18 protein-coding genes are annotated in these 17,296 nt (G+C 58.5%); 16 read left to right on the top strand and 2 right to left on the bottom strand.

The window, feature by feature from the left end; all coding sequences use genetic code 11:
* The first annotated feature begins 78 nt into the window (after positions 1-78).
* Entirely contained in the window at positions 79-2,025 is a 1,947-nt protein-coding gene (locus GFER_RS17925; protein WP_139172192.1) for an ATP-binding protein, read from the top strand.
* Here the strand turns inward: GFER_RS17925 and GFER_RS15020 are convergent.
* Together GFER_RS15020 and GFER_RS15015 are read right to left on the bottom strand one after the other, a co-directional pair.
* Positions 2,013-3,677: a Na/Pi cotransporter family protein gene (locus GFER_RS15020; RefSeq protein ID WP_040100754.1), complete on the bottom strand. Its 1,665-nt coding sequence runs from the start codon at positions 3,675-3,677 to the stop codon at positions 2,013-2,015. The genes GFER_RS17925 and GFER_RS15020 overlap by 13 nt on opposite strands.
* An 88-nt stretch (positions 3,678-3,765) precedes the next feature.
* Positions 3,766-4,341 carry a Slp/YeaY family lipoprotein gene (locus GFER_RS15015; protein ID WP_074669593.1) on the bottom strand — a complete coding sequence of 192 codons (576 nt, stop codon included), beginning with the start codon at positions 4,339-4,341 and terminating at the stop codon, positions 3,766-3,768.
* A 247-nt stretch (positions 4,342-4,588) separates the two neighbouring features.
* Between GFER_RS15015 and fliD the strand changes: the two genes are divergently transcribed.
* From fliD to GFER_RS14945, 15 genes are all read left to right on the top strand, one after another.
* On the top strand, positions 4,589-5,935 hold the full coding sequence (fliD, locus tag GFER_RS15010) for a flagellar filament capping protein FliD (RefSeq protein WP_040100753.1): 1,347 nt from the start codon (positions 4,589-4,591) through the stop codon (positions 5,933-5,935).
* Complete coding sequence (fliS, locus tag GFER_RS15005) at positions 5,935-6,360, top strand: flagellar export chaperone FliS (RefSeq protein WP_040100752.1); 426 nt, start codon at positions 5,935-5,937, stop codon at positions 6,358-6,360. The genes fliD and fliS overlap by 1 nt, the downstream gene beginning before the upstream one ends.
* Positions 6,361-6,436: 76 nt before the next feature.
* Positions 6,437-6,850 carry a hypothetical protein gene (locus tag GFER_RS15000; RefSeq protein ID WP_040100751.1) on the top strand — a complete coding sequence of 138 codons (414 nt, stop codon included), beginning with the start codon at positions 6,437-6,439 and terminating at the stop codon, positions 6,848-6,850.
* A gap of 21 nt (positions 6,851-6,871) precedes the next feature.
* Entirely contained in the window at positions 6,872-7,558 is a 687-nt protein-coding gene (locus tag GFER_RS14995) for a flagellar brake protein (protein ID WP_040100750.1), read from the top strand.
* Between the two features lie 128 nt (positions 7,559-7,686).
* Positions 7,687-9,210 (top strand): capsule assembly Wzi family protein, encoded by a 1,524-nt coding sequence (locus tag GFER_RS14990; RefSeq protein ID WP_040100749.1) that lies wholly within the window; start codon positions 7,687-7,689, stop codon positions 9,208-9,210.
* Entirely contained in the window at positions 9,207-12,008 is a 2,802-nt protein-coding gene (locus GFER_RS14985; RefSeq protein ID WP_052446470.1) for an SLBB domain-containing protein, read from the top strand. Before GFER_RS14990 ends, GFER_RS14985 begins: the two co-directional genes overlap by 4 nt.
* A gap of 67 nt (positions 12,009-12,075) precedes the next feature.
* Positions 12,076-12,426, top strand: coding sequence for a four helix bundle protein (locus GFER_RS14980; protein ID WP_040100747.1), 351 nt, complete (start codon positions 12,076-12,078; stop codon positions 12,424-12,426).
* Positions 12,427-12,509: 83 nt separating this feature from the next.
* On the top strand, positions 12,510-13,727 hold the full coding sequence (locus GFER_RS14975; protein WP_074669592.1) for a GumC family protein: 1,218 nt from the start codon (positions 12,510-12,512) through the stop codon (positions 13,725-13,727).
* Between the two features lie 525 nt (positions 13,728-14,252).
* Entirely contained in the window at positions 14,253-14,549 is a 297-nt protein-coding gene (locus GFER_RS14970; protein WP_052446469.1) for a nucleotidyltransferase family protein, read from the top strand.
* Entirely contained in the window at positions 14,537-14,770 is a 234-nt protein-coding gene (locus GFER_RS19560; RefSeq protein ID WP_200889343.1) for a nucleotidyltransferase substrate binding protein, read from the top strand. The genes GFER_RS14970 and GFER_RS19560 overlap by 13 nt, the downstream gene beginning before the upstream one ends.
* Complete coding sequence (locus GFER_RS19555; protein WP_268746215.1) at positions 14,767-14,943, top strand: nucleotidyltransferase substrate binding protein; 177 nt, start codon at positions 14,767-14,769, stop codon at positions 14,941-14,943. The genes GFER_RS19560 and GFER_RS19555 overlap by 4 nt, the downstream gene beginning before the upstream one ends.
* A 556-nt stretch (positions 14,944-15,499) precedes the next feature.
* Positions 15,500-15,928, top strand: coding sequence for a nucleotidyltransferase substrate binding protein (locus tag GFER_RS14960; protein WP_040100745.1), 429 nt, complete (start codon positions 15,500-15,502; stop codon positions 15,926-15,928).
* Positions 15,925-16,242: a nucleotidyltransferase domain-containing protein gene (locus GFER_RS14955; protein WP_040100743.1), complete on the top strand. Its 318-nt coding sequence runs from the start codon at positions 15,925-15,927 to the stop codon at positions 16,240-16,242. The genes GFER_RS14960 and GFER_RS14955 overlap by 4 nt, the downstream gene beginning before the upstream one ends.
* Before the next feature lie 518 nt (positions 16,243-16,760).
* Positions 16,761-16,964 carry an addiction module protein gene (locus tag GFER_RS14950; protein WP_040100742.1) on the top strand — a complete coding sequence of 68 codons (204 nt, stop codon included), beginning with the start codon at positions 16,761-16,763 and terminating at the stop codon, positions 16,962-16,964.
* Positions 16,961-17,212, top strand: a complete 252-nt coding sequence (locus GFER_RS14945; protein ID WP_040100845.1) for a type II toxin-antitoxin system RelE/ParE family toxin — start codon at positions 16,961-16,963, stop codon at positions 17,210-17,212. The genes GFER_RS14950 and GFER_RS14945 overlap by 4 nt, the downstream gene beginning before the upstream one ends.
* Positions 17,213-17,296: the final 84 nt, after the last annotated feature.

The raw sequence follows: 17,296 nt of genomic DNA, 5'->3' as shown, positions 1-17,296 counted from the left end.
GTGCGCTTTTGTGTATCCGGCTTTTCGCCGCCCGTGGCCCAACCAGCCATTCATCGTCCCTTTTGCCCTGGGATTTTCATGCTTTTCTTGCGCCTGACGACGCGTCGGCCCCTGAACATCACTCTGAGTTATGCTCTGGCGGCACTGCTATGGATTGTCCTTTCCGATCGCCTGGTCTATTTGATGACCGCCGATCCGGCTTGGCTGGCCCTGCTGCAAGGCGGCAAGGGTGTCTTCTTCGTCGCGGTGACCAGCGTGCTGCTCTATGTGCTGTTGTGTCGCCAACAGGCTCAGTCCGCTGCCATAGGGGAAAGCCGCATCAAGGACGCTCTGGCCGAACTCTCGCGGCTGCTGCTGGACCCTGGTGCCGATCTGCGCCAGGTGGCCGATGTCGTAAAAGACAAGGCCTGCGAACTCACCGGCAGTCGCCAGGGTTTTGTTGCCATTATTGATCCCGCCACCCGTGATCACGTTCACTTCAGCCTTTCGGCGATGATGGATCCGGCCTGCCGCATGCCCGCCGAGGGCGGCCTGAGCACCTTTCCCTGCACGCCCGAGGGCCGGTATCCGGGTCTGTGCGGCGAGGCGCTCAATCGCGGGCAGGGCTTTTTCACCAACAATCCCTCCGCCGAATCCAGCTTCGGCCGCCTGCCGCCGGGGCATGTGCCGGTGACGCGTTTTATGGCGGTGCCGGTGTTTCGCGGCGGCGAGGCGGTCGGACAGATCGCCGTGGTCAACGGCAGCGCCGATTATGGGGAGCAGGATCTGAAAACCCTCAGCCGCCTGGCCGATCTTTTCGCCCTGGGCATCCAGAAGATGTTCTATGAGCGCGACCTGGAGGAGGCGCGCCGCCGCGCGGAAGCCGCCAATCGAGCCAAAAGTGAATTTCTCGCCAACATGAGTCACGAAATCCGCACGCCCATGACCGCGGTGCTGGGCATGCTCGAACTTCTGCAGGAATCAGCCCTCGACGCCCAGCAGAAAGAATGCGCCGAGATCGCCTATTCTTCGGGACAGAACCTGTTGCACCTGCTCAACGACATTCTCGACGTGTCGCGCATGGATGCCGGCGGCCTGAGAATTTGCAGCGAGCCCCTGGACTTGGCGGAGCTGTTCGACGACTCCCTGGCCCTGTTTCGCCAGAGCGCGCAAGAAAAAGGCCTCGCTCTGCGTTCGCACATCGCGCCCGAGGTGCCGACCCTGGTCATGGGCGACGCCACGCGGTTGCGGCAAGTTCTTTTCAATCTCCTCGGTAACGCGGTCAAATTTACCGCCCAGGGGCAGGTGAGGCTGTCCCTGGAGAGCGCCGCGCCGTGCTCCGACACTGGAAACATCGGCTTGCGCCTGACCGTGGCGGATACGGGCGTGGGTATTGCGCCGGACATGCAGAAGCGGATTTTCGATCCCTTCACCCAAGAGGACGGCACCTATCAGCGGCGCTTTCAGGGCAGTGGTCTCGGCTTGACGATTGTGCAGAGGTTGGTGGACCTGATGGGCGGCAAGATCGACTTGGAAAGTGCTCCGGGCGCGGGAACCCGCGTCAGCGTGAATCTGGCGTTGCCGGTCGTGCCCGCCGAATTGCTCGACGCGGAGCCTGAAGCTGTGGCCGCAGCGCCAGGCGGGCGACCGTTGCGCATCCTGCTCGCCGAGGACAATCCCGTCAACCGCACCCTGATGGTTCGCGTGCTGGCGAAAAGGGGTCACACGGTGAACTGTGCCGTCAATGGCGAGGAAGCCCTGCGTGCATTGGCGGAGAAGACCTTTGATCTGGTGGTCATGGATGTGCAAATGCCGGTTATGGATGGTCTGGCCGCCACCCGCGCCATCCGCGAGGATCGCTCCGGGGCCTTTGATCCGCACATTCCCATTCTGGCGCTGACCGCCCACGCCATGAGCGGCGACCGCGAAAGCATCCTTGCCGCCGGGCTCGACGGTTATGTTGCCAAGCCTGTTGATTTCAACGAATTTTTTCGCGTGATCCAGGAACTGGTTCCTGGCTCCGGCGCTCTGACTCAAGATTCCTGAGACGGTCCTTCTCCCTCTTTAAGCACCTCCGTGGCAGGTTTTTCATCCTTCATGTAATCGTGCAGATTGCGCAGATAACGCGCGGCCTTGTCGGCCTGTTCGGCGAGCCGGCGGATATTGCTCAAATTGTCGAGTTCCTCGACCAATCGCCGTACCGCAACACGCCCCTCGGCCCCGGCGCGCAGCAGGCGGCTCTTGAGACCCTGGTAGGCCTCTTGAAGTTCCCTCATGGCATCGGCCTCCAGGCCCTCGTCAGGCCGGTGGTCGAAGGCGGTCAAAAGGCCCACCACCCGGCCTTTGAAGGCTCCGATTTCGGCGCCCAGCTCCCCCTGCCCCAGATCCCCGAGACGCTGCTGCGCCTGGCCGATAAGCACCGCCAGCTCGGCCATCTCATTGTGGTAGCGTGATACCCGCAAGGCATCGGGCAGCACATCCGCCAGCAGCGGCGGCAAATTGTTCTGCTGCATGCGGTTGCTGAATTCGCCGATGGCCTCGATCAGATGGTCGGCCGCCGCGCGCTCCTCCTCGAGATTCTGCGTAGCGACCTGTTCGCTGCTGATGGCTTCCCGGGCCATGGCGCGCACCATCGCTCCCAGGCGGGCCAGTTCGCGGCTCAGCGCCTGCAGGGCAAGCACCGGCGTCGCGGCCAGGGTGCGGTCAAGGTACTTGGGTTGTCCCTGGTCTTTCTCCCCCCGCACAAAGCGGGTGTTGAGAAATTTCACCAGCCGGCCGGTCCAGGGCCACAACAGCAACACGCCAAGGACGTTGAAGGCGGTGTGAAACAGGGCGAGTTCCGTGGCCGGGCCGAGGCCCAGACCGAGCCGGCTCTGCGCGGTGGCGAAAAGCGCCAGAATCAGCGGCAAAACGGCAAAGGCCACCACGCCGGTAATCAGATTGAAGGCGATGTGGGCGGCCGCCACCCGTTTGGCGTTGGCGGTGGCTCCAAGCACGACCATCAGGGCGGTCAGGGTGGTGCCGACGTTGGCGCCGATGACCATGGCCGCCGCGTCGGCGACCCCGACCACGCCGCCCGCCGCCGAGGTCAGAACGATGGCCAGCGCGGCGCTCGAGGATTGCAGCAGCACCGTCAGCAGAAAACCGGCGCCGACAAAGGCCGCCACGGCGAGCAGGCCATCGCCGGCAATGGCGCTGAATTCAAGACCCTGCCCGAGGGCTCCGAAGGCGTTCTTAAGCACGTCGAGCCCGCTGAAAAACAGACCAAAACCCGCCAGGGCCTCGCCCAGCCGCCCCGCTCGACCCTCGCCGCGTAACACGCGCAGAACCATGCCAATTCCGATGGCGGGCAAGGCAAGGGCCTGGATGTTGAAATCCAGACCCACCGCCGCCACCAGCCACCCGGTCATGGTGGTGCCGATGTTGGTGCCGTAGACCAGGGTCAGCGCCTGGCGCAGGCTCATCAGCCCGGCATTGACGAAGCCGATCGTCGCCACGGTGACCATGGCCGAGGCCTGCACCATTGCGGTGATCAGGGCGCCCGAGAGAATACCGCGCAAGGGCGTGCGCGTCGAGCGCGCGAGAATGTCGCGCAAAGCGCGCCCCGCGGCGTACTTGAACCCGTCGGTCATCAGGCGCATGCCGAGGATGAACAGGCCGATGCCGCCCAGCAGGCTGCCGAACATGGATAGGGTCACGGAATTACTCCCAATATGTTTTTGCCCTCGCCGCAGCGATCTAAGAAAAAAACAAGGAGTGAGCGTTGCTCACCAGCGCTTGTCGGTCTTACCACCAAGGATGATACCAGCCGAAGGGATAGGGGCGGAAGGGGGAATGATAAGGGTGAGTATAAGGGTAGTAGGGCGGCCCGAACAAATCCCGCTCACGATAAGGGTCGTGGCGCGGCCAGAGGTAGATGGCGCTCAGGCGCAGCAACGGATAGCGGTACTCGGTTTCGCCCAAAGGCAGCGACATTGTGCCGCTTACCACGGCGGTCAGGGTCACCTGACGCCCTTTCTCGTAAAGGGCCGGGTCGAGAATGCGCTCTGTCTTCGTCAGAAAGCGGCCCGCGTCTTCGTCGGCGCGCAAGGGCCGCCCCCAGCGGTCCAGAGTGTAGCTCAAAACCTCCAGCCGCGAACCCTCACGGGTCACTTCATGGTCGACGATCAATCCGCCGAGCAGCAGCGTGCGCCCTTCATACTCATGCGGCGCCTCTTTGACCGCCGCCAGGTCGAGATAGGGATCCACATCCTGTCTTGCTGATGGTGGAAGTACATGCGTACAACCCGCTGCCAGCACCAAAAGCGTGGCCGCCAACCATACCCGCCAACGATCGATGATGAATTTTCTTGTTTTTTCCATACCCAAATTTTACCTCCAACGCGTGCGACTGCAAGAAGTCGGATGCGGTACGATTCTTTCTTGTTGCACTCCGATGACGAATTTTTCAAGAAAACCACCAACGCACCGCTCCCGGATTCCATGAGAATTTTCTTCTAAACTCTTTTCTCTCCCCTGCCGATAAGCACCTCGAAAGGGCGCGCCCGGCGGCGTGTCTGCCCCAGACGACCAGCGGGACCGACTCCCCGCGCTTCAAGGGAGCACACCCATGTCCATTCAGATCGGCGGTCTGGCCACCGGCCTCGACACCAATTCTTTGATCAAGCAGCTTTTGCAGGCTGAGCGCAAGCCCATCGAGCGGCTGGAACGCGACCGCAATTTTTTGCGCACGCGACTCACCGCCTTTACCGATTTCGACAAGAAGCTCAAGGATCTGCAGGCCAAGGCCGAAGGGCTCGAATCGGCAGGCAAGCTGGTGGTCAACAAGGCTACGGCCGCGTCCGAAGAATTCTTCAAGGTCAGTGCCTCTGCAACCGCCATGCAGGGCAGCTACAACATCAATGTGGTGAGCCTGGCACAGCGTGAAAAAGAAGTCAGTCAGGGCTTTGCCGATGTCAACGCCAAGGAGTTCGGCACCGGCAGCATCAGTGCGCAGGTCGGCGGTGGCGATGCGGTACAGATTGATATCGGTGAGAGCAACAACTCTCTGGGCGGCATCCGTGACGCCATCAATGCCGCCGGCGCGGGAATCAAGGCCGCCATCATCAACGACGGCGACGCCGACAACCCCTATCGGCTGGTCATCACCGCCGACGACGCCGGCACCCCGGTTGAAATCAGCGCCTCCCTCAGTGGCGGCAGCTACGCCAACCCGCTCTTCACCCAGACCCAGGAGGGCACCCGCGCCCATATCCAGGTTGACGGCATCGATATTTACCGCACCAGCAACACGATTACCGAAGCCATCCCCGGTGTGACCATCGATCTGCTCAAAGAACACGGCGATCCGGCGGAGAGTACCGGTCTGCAAGTCGATCTCGACGTGGATGCGGTGGAAAAGAAGGTGCGTGAATTTGTCACCGCCTACAACGACATGGTTTCCTTCGTGTCCAAACAAAACGATGCCAGTTGGGGGCGTGACGCCGGCTTGCAGGCGCCGCGGCGCAATCTGCAGATGATGGTCGGCACGGCGATCGGCGGCGACAACAGCATTCAGGCTCTGACCCAGCTCGGGATGGAAACCCAGCGCGACGGCACCCTGAAGGTCGACGGGACCAAGCTCAAGGACGCCATTCGCAACGATCTCGACGGGGTGATCGGATTGTTCGCCGGAGGCAATGGCGTCGAGGGCATCGCCGCCAAATTCAAGACGTATCTCAAGGGCACCACCGATAGCACCAACGGTATTCTCGCCAGCCGCAAACAGGCGACCGACAGTGGCATGCGGCGCATCGCCACCCAGATCGAACGGCAGGAAATGCGCTTGGAGCAGCGTGAGAAAACCCTGCGCGCGCAATTCTCCGCCATGGAAGAACTCGTCAGCGCCATGAGCGCCACCGGCAATTACCTCACCCAACAGATGTCCATGTTGTCCAGCCTAGGGGGTAGAAAATAATGAACGCTTATCTCAATAGCTATCGTAATACTCAGGTGCAGACCGCTTCGCCCGAGCAGATTCTGGTCATGCTCTACGACGGCGCCATCCGTTTTCTCAACCAGGCCTGCGTTGCCATGGAGAACGGCGACCGCGCCCTCAAGATTAAAAACCTCGACAAAACTCTGGCCATCATCGCCGAGCTTAATGCCACCCTCAATCATGAAGTCGGTGGCGAGATCGCGGCCAACCTGGCGGCGCTCTATGATTTCATCATGCGCGAAATCCCCCGCGCCAACGCCAAGAACGATCCCCGGGTACTGCAGCCGGTTCTCAATATCCTTGGCGAGCTGCGCGAGGCCTGGGTGCAGGCCGCCGAAATCGTGCGCAAGGAGCGCGCTGGCCAGGCACCCGAACAGAGTGCCCAGGTCGCCGCGGCCTATTAAGGATGCCGAGCGGGGGTGGGCGACGTTGCTCACTCCTTAAACTGTTTAAATCACCAGAAAACCCCGAGAGGTTGCAGTGACCATCGCCGATTTGCCCCAAGCCGTGGAGGTTTCGACCCGCCATTATGCCGAAATGCTTGACGCCCTTGCGGAATTTGACGCGGTGGCGGCAGGCGCCGTTGCTCAAGGGATTGTCGCTTTTGCCGAAGAATTACACAGGCGCCGCGCTCAGGTCGAAGTCTTCGACCGTGTCATCGCCGGTTTGCTGCCCGAGGCCACATCCGATCCGCTGTTGGTCGCTGCCCTGGAACGGCGCCAATCACTCATGCAGCAGGTGCAGGACAACAACCGGTTGCTCTCGGAAAAAATTCGTGGCATGATGTCGGTTATTTCCAGTGAGCTGACCCAGGCTCGCGGTGGGCGGGCGGCCATGTCGGGCTACCGCGGCGCTGCGACCGGCCGGGGGTCCATCGTCAGCGGCAATTTCTGACAGGCAATCTGATTTTTCCCCATGGAAAAAATTTCTCCCCAGGCAGCCCTCCAACATTTGGGGGGAAGAAAATCCGTCAAAGTCTACCTCCCCACGCGGGGCACGGGATCGCTGCCCTTTGAGGGCATCGCCCAACCAGTCACGGCCACCGTCGTCAAGGTCAGTTTCCCCCCCGACACCCTGCCGCGCAATATCGACCCCCAGGGCGAATTCAAGCTGGCCATCGTTGTTGCCGGACCGACCATCTCCGTGCACGGGCATATCCGCCAGGTGGTCAACGACCGCCAGGTGCTCCTCGAGGCCACCGAGGCCTACGAACATCCCCAGAAGCGCGAGCATTTCCGCATCGATGTCGATGTGCCGGTGCGCTACTGGCGGTGCAGCGACGAGCCGGATTACATCCCCGAGCTCTTCGAGTCGCCCCGTGAGCGCATCAACCTGAGCGGCGGCGGCATGATGTTCACCGCCGTTCTGACCATGGCGGTGGGGCAGAAACTGGGCTTCGAGTTGAGTATTCCCGGCCCGCCGCGCGAAATCGTGCGCTGCGAGGGACGCGTGGTGCGTGTCGTCGAACAGGGTGCGGCTGGCTGGTCGGTGGCGGTCTATTTCACCGAGATTGAAGATGAAGACCAGGAAACCCTGATTTCCTACTGTTTTTCCGAACAGCGTCGGCAGCTGCGCACCAAAGTTGAAGTGGCCGGGCGGTAAAGGGTTAAAATATTGACAAAAGTGACGATCAACTGATAGTTTTGAAATTTCTGAAGTTTAATTCATTTTCCCTATGTCATCCTCCTTTTACTTCCGACCGCCAGTTGCCCGCAAAAGGTAGAAATTTTGTGAAAAAATGGATTGTTTTGCTGGCGGCACTGATGCTCGCCTTGGCTTCTCCCGGTTTTGCCGCCTCCGTTTCCGCCCCCCTGCCTTTGGACAGTTGGGTCTATCCAGCTCTTGATAAGCTTGAAGGGCTGGGTCTCATCGATTCTTCCCTAAAAGGCAGCCGACCCTACACACGACTGGAGGCGGCGCGCCTGACCGCCGCCGCCCGGCGCAGCCATTCTGCTTCTCGCCTGCCCGTTGCCGCCGAACTGCTGCGCGATCTTGAGCGCGAGTTGGGTTCAGAGCTTGACGAACTCGGCGGCCGGGTTGGCGTCGACTACTTTCAGCCCCTGCGCGGCGCAAGCCTCACCCATGCCTGGCGCGATGGCGGCGATTCGACCACCGCCAACCGCACCAATGCCACACAGTTCGCGCTTGATACCAATCGCCAGGGCCTCAACTTCAGCGAAGGCCACAACGCGCAACTCATCTTCGAGAGCGAAGCGCGCCTCTGGCGCCGCCTGCATTTTTCCGCGCGTCCCCTGTTCGCCATTCAGGAAGAAGGCACCGACGGCAACTGGCGGCTGCTTGACGGCCGCGCTGCTCTGGGTCTCGGGCCTGTTGAGCTGTCCTTCGGTCGCCAGTCACTGTGGTGGGGCCAGGGCCGCAACGGTACTCTGGTGCTCAGCAACAATGCCAAGCCCCTCGACATGCTGCGTATCACCAATCCCTCGCCGGTTCTGCTGCCCTGGGTGTTCAAGTATCTCGGGCCTCTGCGTTTCGATATGTTCTGGAGCGAACTGGAAAGCGCGCGCGAGGTGCCCAATCCCTACTTCGCCGGTATGCGCCTGAACTTCAAGCCGCTGCCCTGGTTGGAGATCGGCGGCTCGCGCGCGGTCATGTTCGGCGGCGAAGGGCGTCCCGGCATCGACCTCTCCGAGTTCGTCACCATTCTCGTCGGTAAGAATCTCGAGGGCGGCGAGGACACCAGCAATCAATTGGCTGCCCTTGATGCGCGCCTGACCCTGCCGTTCCTAGGCAATGCGGAACTCTACGGCGAACTCGGCGGCGAGGACGAAGCCGGCGGCTTCATCGCCAAAAAAGCCTGGTTGGCCGGTGTCTACCTGCCGCAGCTTGAACCCAGCGGCCGCCTGGCCCTGCGCGTCGAACACACCAACCTGGCTTATGAGGGGCATGGCCCCGTCTGGTATCGTCATTCCCAATATCGTTCCGGCTACACCTATGAGCGCAAGATCCTCGGTCACCACCTGGGCGGCGACTCCCGTTCCTGGTACGGGGAACTCTCCGCCTATCTGCCCGGCGGATTGAGTGCCGCACTGGATCTGGACTATCAGACGCGCGGGTACAGCGATCCGATACGTGAATCCCACCTGCAGCCCGGTTTGAGCCTCGCCTGGCAAGCAACCGACAGCCTGCGCCTGAGTGGACGCTATGCCTTTGATCGGGTGCGTAACCGGGGCAACCTCTCCGGTCAAAACGAAACCCATCACTTCTCCTTACTGACTCTGGATTACCGCTTATGAGAACCCTGACTGCCTCCCGGCGCCGCTCACTCTCCCTGTTGACTGGTTTTTTCTGCAGCATTTTGCTGCTGATTGCGGCCGCCGGCCATTCTGAGGATCCGCGCACTCAGGACCTGCGCAGCCAAGATCAACGCACCCCTGGTCAGCGTGCCTTTGACCCGCGCGATATCCGCCCCCTGCCGCAGGATCCGGATACCAGGGAAGACCTGCGTTTTGATGCGGAGCGCAGAAACGAAGAGCGGTTGCGCGAGCAGACAAAGCGCTTGCAGAAAGAAAAAGAAGTGGCGCCCTCGCAGTTGGAGCAGCAGTTTCGGCAGACGCCGGTCCCCCTTGGCGGCGCCGTCGAACGCGGCGAGAGCCTGCGACCCGCGCCCCTTGACCCCAAAGAACTGAGCAAGGAAGACTATCAGGGCCTGGTTTTTCTTGAACTGGTGACCGCGCCCGAGACTCTGACGCTGCGCGAAAAAGCCAGAATGTTCCGTGAGCTCGACGAGCAACGGCGCCGCGTCTACTTGCAGACCCTGCCGCCGGAGGAGCGGCGCCGTTTTCTCGACGCCACCGGCGAGCGCGAATCGCCCTGGTATTTGCAGGATCTGCGCGCGCCAAGCATTGATCGCGACCTCAAGCAGTTCGGTTTCCGCTTTTTTGAAGCTGTCGATCCTGCTTTTCTGCCCGATCGCCTCGCACCCGTCGGACCCGATTACCCGTTGGGCCCCGGTGACAGCCTTGATGTTCACCTGTGGGGATCCATCGACGGGCGCTACGAGGTGACCATCGACCGCAGCGGCGTCATTACCATCCCACGCGTCGGCCCCGTCTCTCTCTGGGGGCAGAGTCTGGAGCAGGGACGGGAAACCATCCGCCAGGCAATTTCCAAATACTTCAGTAACTTCGAAATGAACGTGACCCTCGGTTCCATGCGTTCGATCCAGGTATTTCTGGTTGGCGAGGTCGAAAATCCCGGCACTTACACGGTCAGTTCCATGGCCACCATTCTCAACGCCCTGACCCTGGCCGGTGGCCCGACTCGCAACGGCAGCCTGCGCGCCGTGCAGTTGGTGCGCGGCGGACAGGAGGTGGCGGATGTCGATTTCTATGCCTTTTTTACCGCCGGCGACCGCAGCCGTGACCTACGCCTGCAGGCCGGCGACACCATCCATGTGCCCATGGCCGGCGCGCAGGTCGGCATCGCCGGTGACGTGCGACGCCCCGCCATCTATGAACTCAAGGGTGGCGAAACCCTGGCCGACCTGCTGCGTCTCTCCGGCGGCTTCCAGTCCACCGCCTATCTGCGCAAGGTACAGGTGGAGCGGGTACTCGCCCATCAGTCGCGCAAGGTCATCGACCTCGATCTCGGTGAAGATCCTCGCGCCGATGAACCCGGCCTGCAATTCGTTCTCCGCGATCGCGACATGGTGCAGGTCCACTCCATTGCCCCGGTGAAGAACCGCTACGTCATGCTCAAGGGTTACGTGGCGCGCCCCGGACCCTATGAGCTGCGGGAAGGCATGCGCCTGAGCGAACTGCTGCTGCGTTTCGACAATTTGCTGCCCTACTATTACCCCGGCTTTGCCGAGGTGCTGCGCATGGTGCCGCCCCTTTACCAACCGCGCAAAATCACCGTCGATCTCGCCGCCGCCCTGGCCGGCGATCCCGCCGAGGACATTCTGCTTCGGGAGCACGACGAAATCACCCTGTTCGCCCGCGAGGAGATGGAGGAGAGCGCCCAGGTGCGCATATCCGGCGCCGTGCAGGATCCCGGATTATTTCGCTACTTCGAAGAGATGCGCGTGCGCGATCTGGTCGTCGCCGCCGGTAACCTGCGGCGCGGAACCTTTCGTGATGAAGCGGAGATTACCCGGTTCGAGTACGATGCGCGTGGCAGTCGCACCCGGCAGATTCTCATCAACCTGGAAAAGGCGCTGGCCGGCGATCCCGCGCATAACATTGCGCTACATCCCGACGATCAACTTTTCGTGCGCACTCTCCCCGATTTCTCCGAAATGGCCACCGTGCGGCTGGAAGGCGAGGTGCGCTTCCCCGGCGAATACACCGTCGGCAAGGGCGAAAGCCTGGGTTCCCTGCTGGCCCGTGCCGGCGGCTTCACCGAACGCGCTTACCTGCGCGGCGCCCAGTTCTCCCGTGAGTCGGTGCGTCTGATGCAGCAGGAACGCCTCGAACAACTGATACGTGAGCAGGAGCAGGCGGCGTTGCGCGTCTCGTCCGAAATTGCCGGCGGCGCCATGAGTCGCGACGACATTCAATCCGCGCAGGCATTGCTCGAGGCCCGACAGGAACTTTTGGAAAGAATGCGTGAAACGCCCGTCACCGGACGCATGGTGGTCAGGCTCGCGCCTCTGGAGGATTTCCGCGGCAGCGAGTATGACATCGAACTGTTCGACGGCGACACTCTTACCGTGCCCACCAATCCGCGCACCGTCATGGTGCTGGGGCAGGTTTACAACCCCATTACCATCACCTTCAGCCCGGGCAAAACCGTCTCGCACTATCTCAATCAGGTCGGCGGCACGAAAGAAGATGCCAATACCCGCGAGATGTTCATCGTACGCGCCGACGGCACCGTCCTCAGCCAAAATCAGGCCGGCGCCGGGGTGAGCTGGGATCGCGAGAATTTCCGCTGGGTATTCGGCGGCTTCAACAACACGGTCATGTATCCTGGCGACACCCTGCTGGTTCCCGAGAAGTTCCGCCGCATCCACATCATGCGCGAGATCAAGGATCTCACGCAGATCTTCTACCAGATTGCTCTCGGTGCCGCGGCGGTGGCCTCGTTTTAGCGGCCGGGACGCGGGATGCGGAATGCGGGGCGCGAAAAGCCGGTTTTTTTGACGGAGGGGAGGGGCTTTGCGGTTTGAGGACTTGGAAGTATGGAAGCGTTCTGCGCGCTTGAGTGCTGATATCTACAAGGAGTTGAGGGAATTAAAAGATTACGGGTTTAAAGACCAAATCACTCGATCCGGTTTGTCGATTCCCTCAAATATTGCCGAAGGTATGGAGCGGATTTCCCGCGCCGAGTGCGTCAGGTTTCTACTATATTCTAAAGGCTCCTGCGGCGAGCTGCGCACCCAGATTTATATCGGTATGGATATCGCCTATATCGAAAAAGCCCTCGGAAAAAAATGGATTCGTGAAACAGAAGCCATTTCATCAATGCTCGGTGGCTTGATTCGGGCGAAAAAGAACAGAGACCCCTGACGCGGAATGTGGCTCCGCAGGGCGCAAGACTTTTTGCCCCTCGCGTCCCGCGTCCCGCAAACCGCGTCCCTTAAGAGAATATCATGACCGAAGAACAAAAATACCAAGATCATCCTCCTGTGCGCCCGGAGCCGGACGACGAAATCAACCTTCTCGATCTGCTGCTCGTTCTGGTCAAGAATAAATGGCTGATCATCGGTACCTGCATTGCCACCTTCGCTCTGGCCTGCATTTACACCTTGACTCTGCCCAACATCTTCACCGCAACCGCTCGGCTGTTGCCTCCTCAGCAGGAAAAGGGCGGGCTGAGCGGCATGCTCGGTGGAATGGGCGGACTCGCCGCTCTGGCGGGGGTTTCCCCGGGGGGCAGTTCCGCCGATTTCTATGTCGGTCTGGCCAAGAGCCGCACGATTTCCGATGCCATCATCGAGCGCTTCGACCTGATGAACCGCTTCGGGTGGGAGACCAGAAACGGCGCCTATCAGGCCCTGGGCGGCAAGATCAATGTCTCGGCCGACAAGATGACCGGCTTTATCACTCTCAGCGTCGACGATGAAGATCCGCGCTTCGCCGCGGAGATGGCCAACGCCTATGTCGAGGAACTGCAAAAGCTCAACGTGCGCATCAATCTCAGCACCGCCGGGCGCGAGCGGGTCTTTCTCGAAGAGCGGCTCGCCCTGGTCGCGCGCGATCTCGAGCTGGCCGAGGAAAATCTCAAGCGTTTCCAGCAAGAGCACAAAACCATCCGTATTGATGAACAGACCAAAGGCCTCATTGAAGCCGTCTCCCGCCTCAAGGGCGAGCTGGCCAGCAAGGAAGTCGAGCTCGGCGTACTGCTTTCCTATCAGACCGAGCAGAACCCCGAGGTGCGTGCCCTGCGCGAGAGCATCGTCCAGATCCGCGAGCAGATCCGTCGTCTTGAGCAGTCCCCGGGTGCGGGGCATCTGGGCGACGATCTCTTTTTCGTCATCGCCGAGGTTCCCGAACTCGGCCTGCAGTTCGCTCGCCTCATGCGCGAATATAAGGTGCAGGAAACCCTCTTCGAGCTCATCAGCAAGCAGTACGAAGTCGCTAAAATCAGCGAAGCCAAAAACACCTCCACCCTCCAGATCCTTGATGCCGCGGCAGTGCCCGACCTGAAAAGCAAGCCCAAACGCTCCCTCATGGTGCTTGTCGCCACCTTCGCCGCCGGTTTTCTCGCCGTGCTGGTCGCCTTCGTGCGCGAATTCGGTCGCAACCTCGCCGGCGAAGACCGCCGGCGCTGGGAGCAGATCAAAGCCAACCTGCGTCTGCGCCGCTAAGCACGACCAAAGACAGGCCACACAAGTAGGCCTTAAGGTTCATGCCTGTTTTTGCCGGCAAAAAAGCGTTTACGCCGGAAGCATGAATGCGTTATGGTTAAAACAGGCGTGGAAACAGATGGTTGCCTTGATCCGCCCCGCAAAAGACAGTGTGTCCAAAAAACTTTGCGGCCTTCGCGTCTTGAGCGAGCGTAAGCGAACGAGACAGAGACAGATCTTGACGTCGGCCTCACACAAAGCCGTCAAGGCGCGAAGTGGGGCATATCTCGCCTGTGAATCAAGAGCGATGCAGAACTTGTCAACAGTAAAGATTTGACCCCCAGGGCTGCAAAGATTTGACCCCCAGGGCTGCATGTGTATCCCTGTTCGTTTTGGTTTTGGTTTTGATTTTGATTTCATCTGCGTCCATCCGTTTTTATCTGCGTTCAAGGAAAAGTTTTTCTCCGCGTACTTTGCGTCTTGAGAGAGCGCAGCGAACGGGCGTAAGACGCAGTTTTGCGTTGTTTAATTTGGAAAGGTGCAACCTTGGCGTCTGAACAGGACTTGAACAAAATTCGACAAATTATTGTGGCAAACCTCAAAGAATATCCCGTCCGGATTTTTCTCTTTGGCTCCCATGCCACCGGGCGTGCCGCAATCACCTCGGATATCGATGTGGCGGTGTTTCCGGAAAAAAACTTGCCTGCAGGCCTGCTCAGTCAAATTCGGGAAGAGATCGAGAATAGCAATGTGCCGTACCCTGTGGATCTTGTTGATTTGTCGCAAGCCGACGAAGATTTCCGACAAAGAGTGCTGAAAGAGGGGATAGAATGGACCGCCTGAAAGAAAGACTGGAAATGGCCGAAAAGGCCCTGGGGAGCTTCCAGGATCTGCCTTTGGGAAAAAATGTCGACGATATTGTACGCGATGCGGCCATTCAACGTTTTGAATATACCTTTGAAGCTGTCTGGAAAGCAGCCCAGCTGTATCTCCGTGAAAAGGAGGGGCTGGACAGGGGTCTCCTAAGGGCGTGGTGCGAGCCTGCTTACAGTCCGGGATATTGACAGATGGGCAGGCACGCCTGGCCCTGGAATTGGTCGATGATCGCAACCTGACGGTTCACGCGTACAATGAAGAACTGGCAAAGCGCATTTTCTCGCACTTGAACGACTACGCCGAACTCATGGCTGATTGGCTCAGCGAAATGCAGGAGAAAAATTCAAGGGTAAAGGCGTGAAGGGCGATTCAAAATCTTTCGGGATCAGGTTTTCCATTGCGGCTTTGGCTGAGTGAACACATCGAATGGGCCTGAGACAGTCTTGATTTTGATGGTAAAATAGGGCTTTTGATGCCGAGATGGCGGTATTTTCGGTTGAATGTATCGTAAAAACAGTTGGTTGGCTTGGTCCGACCCGGGTCATGGTTTTTCTGCGACCTGGTTTTGATTTAATCTGCGTCCACCCGTTTTTATCTGCGTTCAAGAAAAAGTTTTTCTCCGCGTACTTTGCGTCTTGAAAGAGCGCAGCGAACGGGCGTGAGGCAGGTTTTCAAAGATCGGGTCTCACGCAAAGCCGCCAAGGCGCGAAGAGAGACATAGTCCACCCGCGGACAAAGAGGGATGAAAGGCTTGTCAACAATAAAGAATTGACCCCGAGCACGAGCATAAGGCTCATAGGGTGAAGATGAGGGTGTTTTCTGGTTGAATGTGTCGTGGAAACGGATGGTTCGCTTGGTCCGACCCCGAAAGGCGCCCCTCTTGCTTTTCGTGCCCCTATAACCGGAAGAATAGATTAATGTCTGAAGATACTCGTTGGATGCAGAGATTCAATCATTTCAAAAAAGCCTACGCTCAGTTGCAGGAGGCGCTTGAACTTCTCGCAACGCGTGAATTGAGCAATATTGAAAAACAAGGGGCTATTCAGGCTTTTGAGTTTACCTACGAGTTGGCCTGGAATGTTCTGCGTGATTATTTGCTCTGGCAAGGCGCTGAAGTCATTTCAGGTTCACGTGACGCTATCCGTGAGGGCTTCAAGCGTGAGTTGATTTCCGACGGGCATGGGTGGATGGCCATGCTGCAGGATCGAAATCGAACCGTTCATACATATAATGAGGAGACGGCCAACGAAATTCTACGGAACCTGGAGAACCGTTACAGCCGATTATTTGCCGAATTCTACCAATCGTTCCAGCAAAAGTGTCAGATCGAGGACTTGATGGAATGAATAAAGCCTTTGGCTTGTCCGCGCAGGACCGAAAAAAAATTATTTCAGTTTTTCAGAAATTTCCAGAGGTTGAACGGGTCGTTATCTATGGCTCACGCGCCAAAGGAAATTATCGGCCGGCATCCGACATCGACCTGACCATCATGAACAGGGTGGGTTGGCAGACGTTTTTGTCGATAGAAAACGCACTGGATGACGTGCTGCTGCCCTATAAGATCGATCTTTCGATTTACGACCAGATAGACAACCCTGATCTGGTCGATCATATTCAAAGGGTTGGTACTGTTTTTTATGAAAAGGAATCCGGAAAATAAATTCGTCTCCCTTTTATTGAAGTGGTTCAAGATCTTTAAGGTCATTTTTTTGAACGCAGATAAGAACAGATGCACGCAGATAAGGTCAAAGGCATAAAACCGATAAATTCGCAACGTGTACCCAGATAAAGTTTCAGGGTTTTGAGGTGTTATCCTAAGATTTGGTTTTAATGTTTTCATCTGCGTAAATCCGCCTTTATCTGCGTTCAAGAAAAAAACGTTTTTCTCCGCATTCTTTGCGGCTTGAGAGAGCGCAGCGAACGGGCGTGAGGCAGGTTTTCAGGCTCGGGTTTCACGCAAAGGAGAGAAGGCGCAAAGAGAGTCATCTCCCATCTGCGAACAAAGAGGGATGGAAGGCTTGTCAACAATAAAGATTTGACCCCTTTTCTCATGACCCTAACCGGTTGATTTTCAGGTGAAAAGGGGTGATGATGTCCATATAGTTTCGGACTTGCCTCTCCTTCGCGCTTACAGTTGGCAGGTTTGTCTCGCACCTAGTCGCATGGAAGGAAAAAGGAATGGGCACCAGAGAGATTCTTGAAAACGCGTTGAGACTAAAACCACAAGAGCGCCTCGCCTTGGTTGATATGCTGCTGGAAAGCGTTGACCGGCCAGACCGAAAAATCGAAGAAATTTGGAACCATGAAGCTCTTCGACGTCTTGCTGCTTATCGCGCTGGCAAGATCAAAGGGATACCGCTGGAAGACGTTTTTGCCGAATGAAGGTGTTTTTTGTTCCGCAAGCACAACTTGAACTCAGTGATGCGGTGGCCTATTACGAACTTCAATATCCCGGGCTTGGCGCCCGTTTCAAGCGGGAGGTGCGTACCTCAATTCAACGGATCATTGAATTGCCTGACGCCTTTCCCCCGGGCCAAAAAGAAGTTCGTAAAGCGTTTGTCAGGGCTTTCCCGTATAAGATTCTTTTCGCGGTTGAGAGCGATCATCTTTTGATAGTTGGGGTAAGTTGAAAAAATCGGACACCAACGTGTACCCTATCAGCGGAGGTGTTCAACATGAGCAAGAGATCGAATGGCCGCTACTCCAAAGAGTTC

Origin of the sequence: Geoalkalibacter ferrihydriticus DSM 17813, from assembly GCF_000820505.1 — a bacterium.
Classification (GTDB): domain Bacteria; phylum Desulfobacterota; class Desulfuromonadia; order Desulfuromonadales; family Geoalkalibacteraceae; genus Geoalkalibacter; species Geoalkalibacter ferrihydriticus.
This window is presented reverse-complemented; position numbering and strand designations above follow the sequence as displayed.